Origin of the sequence: Streptomyces lycii, assembly GCF_009735685.1 — a bacterium.
Lineage (GTDB): Bacteria > Actinomycetota > Actinomycetes > Streptomycetales > Streptomycetaceae > Streptomyces > Streptomyces lycii.
In genome coordinates, this window is the sequence record NZ_WHPN01000428.1 from 45,691 (window position 1) to 57,376 (window position 11,686).

7 protein-coding genes are annotated in these 11,686 nt (G+C 72.9%); 5 read left to right on the plus strand and 2 right to left on the minus strand.

What is annotated here, in order from left to right:
- Positions 1-90 precede the first annotated feature (90 nt).
- A complete protein-coding gene (locus GCU69_RS31620) occupies positions 91-1,677 on the plus strand; it encodes a substrate-binding domain-containing protein (protein ID WP_156207909.1) in 1,587 nt (528 codons plus the stop codon).
- A gap of 140 nt (positions 1,678-1,817) precedes the next feature.
- On the opposite strand, the gene GCU69_RS31625 is transcribed toward GCU69_RS31620, so the two are convergent.
- Both GCU69_RS31625 and bla read right to left on the minus strand, forming a co-directional pair.
- Positions 1,818-3,521 carry a phosphodiester glycosidase family protein gene (locus GCU69_RS31625; protein WP_218038011.1) on the minus strand — a complete coding sequence of 568 codons (1,704 nt, stop codon included), beginning with the start codon at positions 3,519-3,521 and terminating at the stop codon, positions 1,818-1,820.
- Positions 3,522-3,997: 476 nt separating this feature from the next.
- On the minus strand, positions 3,998-4,969 hold the full coding sequence (gene bla, locus GCU69_RS31630; RefSeq protein ID WP_098755321.1) for a class A beta-lactamase: 972 nt from the start codon (positions 4,967-4,969) through the stop codon (positions 3,998-4,000).
- Positions 4,970-5,139: 170 nt separating this feature from the next.
- Here bla and GCU69_RS31635 point away from each other — a divergent pair, with 170 nt between their 5' ends.
- The 4 genes from GCU69_RS31635 to GCU69_RS31650 all read left to right on the plus strand — a co-directional run.
- On the plus strand, positions 5,140-6,126 hold the full coding sequence (locus GCU69_RS31635; protein ID WP_235978831.1) for a LysR family transcriptional regulator: 987 nt from the start codon (positions 5,140-5,142) through the stop codon (positions 6,124-6,126).
- Positions 6,123-7,028, plus strand: a complete 906-nt coding sequence (locus tag GCU69_RS31640) for a serine hydrolase (RefSeq protein ID WP_098755319.1) — start codon at positions 6,123-6,125, stop codon at positions 7,026-7,028. Before GCU69_RS31635 ends, GCU69_RS31640 begins: the two co-directional genes overlap by 4 nt.
- Before the next feature lie 345 nt (positions 7,029-7,373).
- The gene (locus tag GCU69_RS32920; protein ID WP_170315990.1) at positions 7,374-10,157 is read left to right on the plus strand and encodes an FG-GAP-like repeat-containing protein; all 2,784 of its coding nucleotides are present in this window, start codon (positions 7,374-7,376) and stop codon (positions 10,155-10,157) included.
- 142 nt (positions 10,158-10,299) lie between these two features.
- Positions 10,300-11,686, plus strand: a 1,387-nt coding sequence (locus GCU69_RS31650) for a peptidoglycan DD-metalloendopeptidase family protein (protein WP_170315991.1), incomplete at its 3' end; no start/stop codon positions are given.

Below are 11,686 nucleotides of genomic sequence, written 5' to 3' on the forward strand. Positions count from 1 at the left end.
CGAAAGGTGAACGACCGGCCGCGCCGGCCGCGCTCCGCGCTCGTATGTTTGCCGCCCTGATTCTTGTTCTCCTGCGGGGGCGGAGGCGGCGTGGACTTCTTGCGGTGGGAAATCGTTCTTGCGGTGCTCGGTGTGGTGGTGCCGATCGCGGCCGCCCTGTACGAGTTCATCGTCGTCGGCCGGAAACGGCTCGGCTACCGGGTGCAGATGGACACCACGGCCACCGAAGCCGTCCACTCGCGCTACGCGGGCGCGTTGCAGCAGTTGCAGGACGGCGACGGTACGCGGCTGGTCGACCCCTCGTTCGTGCTGCTGCGGATCGAGAACAACGGCGCCACGCACATCGACACCGACGACTACGCCGTCCTCCCCGACGACAAGGTCGGCATCCGGGTGCGGTTCCCGGGCCGCCGGGTCGCCGGTCTGGTGGTGACGGAGCTGAGCGACAGCTTCCTGCGGCCCTGCTTCAACGAGGACTCCGGCCTGAGCGTGCGGGACGGCGTGATCGAGCTGCCCAAGGTGCCGCTCAACCGGGCCGCGCACTACAAGGTGCTGGCCGCCCTCGAACGCACCGAGGAGGACGGGGTGCCCGGCGACAACGGGGAGGCGTTCCCCGAGCCCGAGATCGTCGGCGGCATCAAGGGCGGGGTCGGGAACGGCGGCGTACAGGAGACCGAGAGCCGCACCGGAGCCTCGCGGCAGGTCATCGCGCTGATCGTGTTCCTGGTGCTGGTGGTCCTGGGGCAGCTCGCGGTGTCCCTCGCCGACGACGAGACCCCGGCCCCGCTGGACTGCGCCACCGGCCGGCTCACCCTCACCGGGTCCACGGCCTTCCGGGACGTACTGGTGGACGCGGCGGCCTCGTACCGGAAGACCTGCCCCGGGTCCGACTTCCGGTTCGCCACCGAGGGCAGCGGGCAGGGGCTGCGGACGCTGGACGCGGCGGGGCGGGACAAGAAGGCCGCCGGGATGCTGGCGTTCACGGACGGTGCCAAGGGCGACGGCTATCCGCAACTGCTGCCGCGGCCGCTCGCGTTCTCGCTGTTCACCATGGTCGTCAACAAGGAGGCGGGCGTCCAGGACCTGTCGCTGCGGCAGATACGTGACGTCTACGCGGGCCGGGTCACCAACTGGGAGGAACTGGGCGGCAACGACATGCCCGTACGGCTCGTCGGCCGCTTCTCCACCTCGGGCAGCCGGAAGACCTTCCAGCGGCACGTCCTCGACGGCAGACAGGAACCCCCGTACTCCTCCGACAACTGCCGGGAGCGGGCCGCGGGCGCGGCGGAACAGGGCCCGCTGCGGTGCGAGCGCAACTCCACCGGTGAGGTGCTGGACGCCGTCGCCGGAACTCCGGGTGCGCTCGGCTACAGCGGGCTCGGGGAGGCGTCCGGCCGCCGTGACCTGCTGCTGCTGAGCATCGACGGCCGCCGGGCGGGGCTGGAGGGCGCGGACTACGGCGCCTATCCGTTCTGGGAGACCGAGTACGCCCATACGTACGGCGAGCCCGAGGCCGGCTCCCTCGCCGCCAGCTTCCTGCGCTATCTGACGAACGAGGTGGGCAAGGACGTCATCCGCTCGCACGGCCACCGGCCCTGCGCCGAGTTGCAGAACCCGGTGCTGTGCCGGCCGGTGGCCCGCGAGACGCAGACGGAGGCGTCGGCGCCGGCGGGCTGATCCGGCCGGCGCGGGCCGGGCGCCGGAGCGCGCGGACCGGGGACGCGGCCGCCCGGGCGGGCCCGGGATCGCGTCCTTCCCGTGAGCCCCGGGGCTCCGCCGCCGGCCGCGCTCGGGCTGCTGGCGGGCCTCCGGGGGCGTCAGCCGGTGTTCTTCAGGAACAGCCCGTCGCCCACCGGCCGTTCGCCCGCCGCGTCCGACGGCATGGTGACCAGCCGGCCGTGCACGGCCATGGCCGTCGAGCCGCCGCCGTCCAGGTTCATCGCGTTCACCGCGCCGAGGCGCCTCATCAGCTCGGCGCCCTCGTTCAGCCCGAGCCCGTCGCTGTACCCGGGCTGGCGGCCGGCCGAGGTGACGAGGAGGATCCGGCCGCGGGCGTCGGTGCCGAGGAAGGTGCGCGGGTTCCGCTTGATGCCCCAGGTGTACGCGGCGGTCGGATTGCCGGGGTGGGCGGTGCCGTCGGTCCCGTAGTCGACGGCGACCCTGCCGTCGCGGACGAGCTGCGGGCCGCCGTTCACGATGTCGTCCCGCGGGCCCAGCTCCACCCGGCGGCCCCGCGCGTCCGTGATCCGGTCCTCCACGCGGAGCACGCTCCCCGGTACGGCGTGACTGCGCAGCCAGTCCCCGCCGGTGCCGATGCCCGCCAGCACACTGCCGTCCTCCGGCACCGGGCCGCCGCGCGGCCGGACGGCCGTCACCCGGCCCTCCGCGTCCAGCACGGCCTCGGTGCCCGGGCCGGGCGGGGTGCCGGTGCCGAGTTCGCCGGTGAAGCGGACGATCTCGTTCGGGTCGGTGCACGTCACGTCGTGGCGCGGGGCCTCGGTCGGCCGGTCGGCGCCGACCCCGCCGCAGTTGCGGATCAGCCCGGGGACCCGGTTGATCCCGTCGACGGTCTCGGAGGCGGCCGCCGGGCCGGAGCCCGCGTGCACCGTCGACCGGGTGCTCAGATGCCGCAGCTCCGGGCGCAGGCCGTCACCGCGCAGCACCGCGGCGATCCGGCCGTTCGTCGCCGCGCTCTGCAGTTCGCCGTCGTACGCGGCGATGCCCGCGGCGGCACCCGGGACGCCGTCCTCCGGCTCCATCACGAAGAACCCGGCGTTCAGCCCGAGCAACGCCCTCTCGCTCCGCGCCATGTCGGTGACCTTCTCGCGCCCGGCGACCGCTTCGCCGTACGAGGCGTCGAGTTCGCCGTCGTAGTGCTCCGGGTCGACGACCGCGACCGTGAGCCGGGCGAGGCCGGTGTCCGGGGTGCCGTCCCCGCCCGTCCACTCGGTGAGCGCGTCGAAGCCCGCGGCGGTGAGCTTCTTGCGCCGCACCTCGGCCTGGTTCTGCCCGCCGTGGACACCGACCCGGACCCGGAGCCCGAGGAGGCCGTCGCGGTCGGAGCCGGCCGGCCACTCGACGCGCTCGGTGCGCGGTTCGAAGCCCGCCTCCCGCAGCCGGCCGGCCAACTGCCGTGCCGTGTCCTCCGGCAGCAGCTGTGCGCCACCGGAGCGGACCGTGAGCGTCCAGTGATCGGCACCGGCGCGACCGCGGACCGTGCCCCGGTACAGGTCCACGCCCGGTGCGACCCGCTCGTGCGCCCAGCCGGCGAGCTGCTCCCGTACGGCGTCGCGACCCGGTTCCGGGGCGGCGTTCGCCGGAGCGGCACCGGGCGCGAGCAGCGTGGCGGCGGTGGCCAGGGACGTGAGGACGGCGGTGCGCGGCATCCGGCGGGGGCGGCTCGGGCGGCTCGGTCGGCTCGGGCGATGCGGGGTGTGCGGGTGGTGCGAGTGGTGCGGGTGGTGCCGGTGGTGCGGGTGGGCGGCGCCGGGGTGAGCGGGCTCGGGGGCGGGGGCGGCCATGGGCACTCCTGGGGTCGGCGGTCGGCGGTCGGAAGGCCGGACGGGCGGACGGGCGGTCGGGCGGCGGGACTCCGGACCCCGCGGACCGGCGGAACTCCGGCGGCGGCCCGGATACCCGGCCGGCGGGCGGTGGCGGGGCGGTCATCACAGCACGGGATGCGGGCCGGCAGCGGTCGTCGCCGTACCGCCGAAGCTACGGCGAAGTGACCGGTCCGCCACGCAACCAGGCGAGCGAGTCGCCCACCGGTCCCCCGGCTGCCCCGCCCCCGCTCCTCCCCGCCCCCGCTCCCGTCCCCTCCTCCGCTCCCGTCCCCCTCCCCGGGCCCGTCCCCGTACGCCCGTACGCCCGTACGCCCCCTTCCGTGCCTGCCGCCGTCCCCCGTCCCGTCCCCGTTTCCATCCCCCCGTCCCCCGTCCCCCGTCCCCCGTTTCCATCCCCCCGTCCCCGTCCCCGTTTCCGTCCCTGTCCACCGCTCCTACGACAGCGAGTCGGCGACCACCGATGCCGCTTCCGCGATCAGCTTGTTGTCGTACGCGTCGTCCTTCTCGGCGCGGTTCGACATGACCGCCATCACGATCGGGTCGGAGTCCGGCGGCCACACCACGGCGATGTCGTTGCGGGCGCCGTAGCCGCTGCCGCTCCCGGTCTTGTCCCCGACGACCCAGCCCTCCGGCATCCCGGCGCGGATGAGTTCGTCCCCGGTGGTGTTGGTGCGCAGCCATGTGGTGAGCTGGTCGCGGTCGTCCTTGCCGAGGACGTCGCCGAGGACGAACGCGCGCAGGTTACGGGCCATCGCCCGGGGCGTGCTCGTGTCCAGGGTGGAGCCCGGCGACCAGCGGCTCAGCTCCGGCTCGTACCGGTCCATCCGCGTGACGTCGTCGCCCGCTTCCCTCTCCAGCACGGCTTCCAGCTTGTCGGGGCCGCCCAGTTCCTTCAGCAGCAGGTTGGCGGCGGTGTTGTCGCTGAAGCGGACGGCGGCGTCGCACAGTTCGCGCAGGGTCATCCCGCTCCCGACGTGCTTCTCGGTCACGGGCGCGTGGTGGACGAGTTCGTCCTCGGAGTATTCGATCACCTTCTCCATGCCGTCCGGGGTGTGCTTGTGCAGGACGGCGCCCGCGGCCAGCGCCTTGAAGGTGGAGGCGTACGGGAACCGCTCGCCGTCGTTGTGGACGACCTCGCGGCCGGTGCCGGTGTCGATCGCGTAGACACCGAGCCGCGCGTCGAACTTCCGCTCCAGGTCCTTCAGTTCCCGGGCGTACGGCTTCGCCGCCGCGCCGCCCGCGCCGCCCGAGCCGTCGCCCGGGTCGCCCCGACCGGTCTGCTGCTGCCCGGTGCTCGTGGGTTCCGCCGGGTCCGGGGCGTCCTCCTGGCCGCAGGCCGCGAGGGGGACGAGGACGACGGTGGCGAGCGCGCCGAGAACGGCGCGCCGGGCAAAGCTGTGCTGCATGGTCCGTACCTCCGAAGGGCGCCCGGGCACGGGCGCGGCAGGGGACGGAGCGCTGCGGCGCCGTCCCCGACGTGTGGTCATGGGTGCGGGACCACCCTCGCCGCCGCCCGGCTATGCGGTCCAATACGCTCACGCGCCGTTCCATGCGGAACTGTCATAGAGTCCGTGCCGTGGATCTCGTGGAAGCGTGCCGTGCGTTCGTGGGCGTCGGCGAGTACGGCAGTTTCACCGTCGGAGCGGCCTCGGCCCGGGTGTCCCAGCCGGTGGCCAGCCGGCGCGTCGCAGCCCTGGAACAGCGTTTCGGGGAGCAACTGTTCGAGCGCACGTCCCGGAGGGCCGTCCTCACCCCCTTCGGCCGGGACATGCTGCCCGCGGCCCGGCAGCTCGTGCAGGCCGCGGACGTGCTGCTGGACGAGGCCGAGGCCGTCAAACAGAAGCCGTGGCGGCTCGCGGTGCCCGGGATCTGCACGACGGCCGGGCTCGCCCGGCTGGTTGCCGACGCGCGGAGCCAGGGCGTCCGGCTGGACCTCCGGGTCGCGGCGCCGGCGCGGCGGCTGGAGCTGGTCCACGCCCAGCAGGTGCGCGCGGCGGTGCTCGCGGTGCCCGCCGCGGAGGCGACGTGGTCGGTACGGCTCGGGCTGGCCGGCGCCCGCGACCCGGGTGTGCGGCGGGTCTACGCCGAGACACTGCGGGTCGGGCGCGCCTGCTCCGGACCGGCCCGCCGCATCTGGCTCCAGCCGGAGGACGACGTACCGCACATTCGTGACCCGCTGACGCGGCTGCGCGACGCGGTCGGCCTGCGGCCCGCGCAACTGGCCGTCGCCCCCGACCTGACGACCGCCGCGGCCGAGGTTCTCGCCGATGCCCCCGACCTGACGACCGCCCCGGCCGAGGTCCGTGCCGGTGCCCCCGGTCCGGCGGCCCCTCCCGCGGAGGCCCGCGTCACCGGCGATCTGCTGCTGTGCTCGCCCGCCCAGGCCGCCGAACTCGGACTGCACTGGCGGCCCCTCGGCGAAATCGCCCTCAGTCGCGGCTTCGCCCTCGCCGCCGCCGGGGACGGCAACCCGCAGCACGTCGAAGCACGGCTGGGCGACGCCGTGGCGCGCTGCCTCGGCGCGGACACCCCGGCGGGCGGCGACGGAGGACCGGCGGCGTGACCACCACCGAGGCACTGCTCCGCGAGACGCGCCGGCAACTGCACGACGGCGGCCTGCGCGGCTGTCTGCTGGTGCGGGACCTGCACACCGGCGAGGAACTGGGCATCGACCCGGACACCCAGCTGCCCGCCGCGTCCCTGGTCAAGGTTCCGCTCGCGCTGGCCACCGCGGAACGCATCCGGCGGGGCGAACTCGACGGCGCGACCCGGCTCGACGTACCGCCGGGGCGGATCACCACACCCGGGCCCACCGGCCTCAGCCGGTTCCGCCACCCGGCCCGGGTCGCCGTCGACGACCTGCTCTATCTGAGCACCAGCGTGAGCGACGGGACCGCGGCCGACGCGCTGTTCGACCTGACCCCGCCCGCCCGGGTCGCCGCGGTCCTGCACGAACTGGGCCTGCGCGGCATCACCGTCCGGCACGGCATGCTGGAGCTGACCGACACCCCCGTGGAACGCCTCGACGCCGCCGAGGTCCATCTCGCCCATGCCCTCGCCATCGACGCGGGCACCAGCGGGCGCGGTCACCGGGTGCCGCAACTGGACACCACCCGTGCCAACACCGGGAGCGCCCGCGCCTACGTCGAGCTGCTCCAGGCCCTGTGGACGCCCTCCGAGATCCATCCCGACGTGGCCCGGCGGGTACGCGGTCTGATGGCCGACAACGTGCTGCGGCACCGGCTCGCCCCGGACTTCAGCTCCGACGCCACGACCTGGTCCTCCAAGACCGGCACCCTGCTCAACCTCCGCCACGAGATCGGGGTCGTCGAGCACGCCGACGGCCAGGCGTTCGCCGTCGCCGTGCTCACCGAGTCGCTCGTCCCGGCCGGCAGCCAGCCCGGGGCCGATGCCCTCATGGCCCAGGTCGCCCGCCGGCTGCGCGACCACCTGCGGCAGCTCTGACGGCCCGGACCCGCGGCCCGGGGGCCGCGGGTCCGGGCCCGGTCGCGCCGCCGCCGGGCCGCCCCGCCGCCGTCCCCCGGTTCGTGCTCGTGCTCGTGGCCACTCGTCCGGGATACGCCCGCCGACGCGCGGCGCGCGGGCCGTGCAGGGAAACGATTTCTTCCCGCATCGCCTTGGAATCTCTGGGCCGATACTGACCTCTGGCCAGGATCGATGCCACTGAAGCAGTGATTCCGCCCAGCCGCCGACGATGCCAAGGCTGTTGACGCCCCATCGGCCTGCTTATACGGTCCGCCTGAAATCGATTTCGAGCGCCCCGGACTGACCTGGTCTCAGGAGCAAGCCATGCACAGATCCGCCCGATCCACGCACCACCGACGAACCATCGGCCGTGCCCTCGCCGGCGCCGTGCTGGCCGCCTGCACAGCGATGACGGCCGCGCCGCAGAGCGCCGCCGCACCGCAGGGCACGGGCACGGACACGACCGCGAGCACCGACGCGCAGCAGAGCACCCACGCGCAGCAGAGCACCCACGCGCAGCAGAGCACCGGCGCGGCGCGGAGCGCGGTCCGGGCGGACGGAGCGGCCTCCGCCAGTGCTCCGAAGGCCTCCGCCTCCGCCGCCGGTTCCCCGCCCGTCGGCAGCTTCTTCTCCACCGTCGAGGTGCCCTCGGCGGCCTCGGTCGGCGCCCCCGCGGTCGGTGACAACAAGGACCACGGCGATCTCTGGCCGAACTGCTGGTCGGACGACGACAACGTCTACGCCGCGTACGGCGACGGAATCGGCTTCGGCGACACGTTCAGCGACATCGGCGTGGCCCGGATCTCCGGCATGCCCGGCAACCTCTCCGGCACCAACACCGCCACGGACGTCAGCCAGGTCTGGACGGCCGACCACAGCCGCAAGCCCACCGGGATGGCCTGTGTGGACGGCGATCTCTATCTCGCCGTGCAGGACCTGGCGTTCGACTTCAACGACGCGCCCGCCGCGACCATCGCCAAGTCCACCGACAAGGGCCGCACCTGGACCTGGGACCGGGGCGGTCCGATGTTCGGCGGCGGGGTCTTCACCACGGTGATGTTCCTCGACTACGGCAAGGACTACGCCAACGCGCCCGACGACTACGTCTACGCGTACGGCCTCGACCACAACTGGCGGGACTCCTTCAACGACCGGGTGCCCGACCCCGTCGACCTGTTCCTCGCCCGGGTCCACAAGGACTCGGTGATGGACAAGAACGCCTGGCAGTACGCGAGCGGCCTCGACGCCTCCGGCGACCCGACCTGGTCCTCCGACATCAGCCGCAGAAAGGCCGTCCTCCACGACGACCGCCACATCTACCAGGACGTCTTCACCGCGGGCCGGGTCGAGAACACCACCGTCCTGGGCCAGGGCGGCGTCGTCTACAACAAGCCGCTGGACCGCTACATCTACACGTCGTGGACCGAGTACACCTACGAGTTCTACGAGGCGCCCGACCCGTGGGGCCCGTGGAAGCGGTTCGAGTCCAAGGACTTCGGCGGCTATCCCTGGACGCACAGCAAGCACGGCGGCTACGCGACCACCATCCCGTCGAAGTACATCAGCGCCGACGGCAAGTCGATGTGGCTCCAGTCCAACGTCTGCCCCTGCGGCGGGGGCTACCCGCACGGCGACCACTGGGCGTACACGTTCTCGCTGCGCGAGCTGAACGTGGAGCCGCACCGGGACACCACCCCGGAGAACGGCGCGGACCCGGCCCGCAACCTGGCCCGCGAACCCGGGACGGTGCCGGTCGAGCGGACCACGCACTTCGGCAACTCCGGTCACTACAACGACGGGAACAAGGCGCAGAGCGAGGACGACTGGAACGACGAGCGGAAGCCGGCGAGCTGGTGGGGCTACACCTGGCCGCGCGAGTACATGGTCAACAAGGTGGTCTACACGACCGGCAAGATCTTCGAGGACGGTGGCTGGTTCTCCGGTGATCTGCGGGTGCAGGTGCGGCGCGACCACCAGTGGGCCGACGTCTCCGGGCAGCGCACCGCGCCCGAGTACCCGTACGACAACACCGCGGGCGAGAACCGGACGTACACCTTCACCTTCGATCCGGTCGGCGCTGACGGCGTGCGCGTCATCGGCGCCCCCGGTGGCACCAAGACGTTCACCTCCCTCGCCGAACTGGAGGTCTACTACGGCGACGCGGGCGGCGTCATGCTCGGCGGTTCGCCCACCGACGTGACCGGCGACGGCATGGACGACATCGTCACCTTCACCCGGAACGCCGCCGCCGACGTCTACGCGGCCACCTCCACCGGCACGGCCTTCACCGCCGGGGGCAAGTGGAACGACCACTTCACACCGGCCGGGGAAACCCCGCTGACCGGCGACTTCACCGGCGACGGCAAGGACGACGCCGTCACGTTCACCCACGGCGCCGCGGCGGACGTGTACGTAGCGGAGTCCGACGGCGAGGTGTTCGGCACCGGAGAGAAGTGGCACGACGACTTCGCCCGGCACGGCGAGGTACCGGCCGTCGGGGACTTCGACGGCGACGGCACGGACGACGTCGTCACCTTCACGCACAACGACGAGGCGGACGTCTACGTCGCGCTGTCCACGGGAGGCACCTTCGGACCCGGCGCGAAGTGGCACGAGCACTTCGCGCCCGGCGGCGAGTTCCCGGCCGTCGCCGACGTGAACGGTGACGAACTGGACGACATCGTCACCTTCAGCAAGGACAGCGAGAACGCCGTGTACGTCGCCCTGTCCGACGGCGACTCCTTCGGCCCCGCCCGCAAGGTGCTGACCGGCTTCTCCCCGGGCGCCGAGCTGCCGCGGACCGGCGACTTCGACGGCGACGGCAAGGACGACCTCGCCAGCTTCACCGCGGACCCGGCAGCGGAGGTGCGGGTCGCGCTGTCCCTCGGCGACACGTTCGCCGCCCCCGTCGTCTGGCACGACGGGATTTCGGGCGCGGGTGCCTATCCGTACGTCGGCGACTTCGACGGCGACACGAAGGACGACGTGGTCGTCTTCGGCCACACCGCCGAGGCGGACGTCCACGTCGCGCTCTCGACCGGGTCCGCCTTCGGCCGGCCCGAGCGGTGGAACGACTTCTTCGGTCTCCCGGGCGAGACCTCCGTCTGACCGGCCGAGGCCCGGCCGCCCCGGACCACGGAACGCAGCCGGCGAGCGGGAACAGGCAGCGGAAGAGACGGGAACAGGCAGCGGAAGAGAAAGGGCAGCGAAAGAAATGCGCAAGAGAAGCGAGCGAAGGGAACAGCCCGCCGTGCGAAGACCGGGACCCGCGGCCCTCACCGCCTTACTCGGCGCCGTCCTCACCGCGGGCAGCGTCCTGCTGCCCGCCGGGGAGGCCTCCGCAGCCGGGGCCCGCCCCGATTTCCGCGCACCCTGGCCGTGCGGCGAGAGCCGGGATTACTACCACCATGCCGGCGAGGTCCACAACGCGCTGGACTTCAACATCGCCGGTTCGGCCGACCTCGGCACCCCGGCCCTGGCCACGGCCGCCGGCACCGTCGTGGACGCCGTGCCCGTCCCCAACACCTCCGGTTACGGCAACTACGTCCGGGTCGACCACGGCGGCGGCTGGACCTCCCTGGTCGCGCACCTCGACCGCATCACCGTCACCAAGGGCCAGTACGTCCGCGCCGGGCAGGAACTCGGCAAGGTCGGCAACACCGGCAATTCCCAGGGCGCCCATCTGCACTACGAGCAGGAGGCCGACGGTGCCAACCAGCCGATCGTCCTCGACGGCGTGGCCCTCCGCTACAGCGGCACCGCGGCCCGCCACGCCAGCGGGAACTGCGGCCCGCCCGATCCGCTGATCGCCGGTTCGCCGACGGATTTCACGGGTGACGGCAGGGACGACATCGTGACGTTCACTCAGAACGCGGAGGCCGATGTGTATGTGGCGTCCGCGGGCGAGGGCGGGTTCGGGGATTCGCGGGTGTGGCAGGAGCGTTTCGCGCCGGGTGGTGAGACGCCGTTGAGCGGTGATTTCAACGGTGACGGTGTGGACGACATCGTGACGTTCACCCGTGAGGCGTCGCCGAAGGTGTGGGTGGCGTTGTCGGACGGTGAGCGGTTCGGGGCGGCGGAGGTCTGGCACGAGTTCTTCTCGTTGCGCGGTGAGGTGCCGGCCGTGGGTGATGTGAACGGTGACGGTTTCGACGACATCGTGTCGTTCACGCATGACGACGAGGCGGATGTGTGGGTGGCGCTGAACACCGGTGACGGCCGTTTCGGTGCCGCGGAGGTCTGGCACGACTTCTTCGGCCCTGCGGGGGAGTTTCCGGCGCTGGGTGATGTGGACGGTGACGGGATGGATGATCTGATCACGTTCACGCAGGGTGCCGAGGCGGATGTGTATGTGGCCCTGTCGAACGGCGACGGGTTCGGGGCGTCGCGGGTGTGGCACGGGCATTTCGCGGTCGGCGGTGAGCAGCCGCGGGTCGGGGACGTGGACGGTGACGGGCGGGACGACATCGTGACGTTCACCCAGGGCGACCGGGGTGATGTGTATGTGGCCCGGTCCGCCGGCGGGGAGTTCGGTGCGGGGGAGCTGTGGCACGAGTGGTTCTCCCCGGCCGGTGAATTCCCGTATCTGGGTGATTACGACGGTGACGGCATGGACGACATCGTGAGTTTCACCCGCG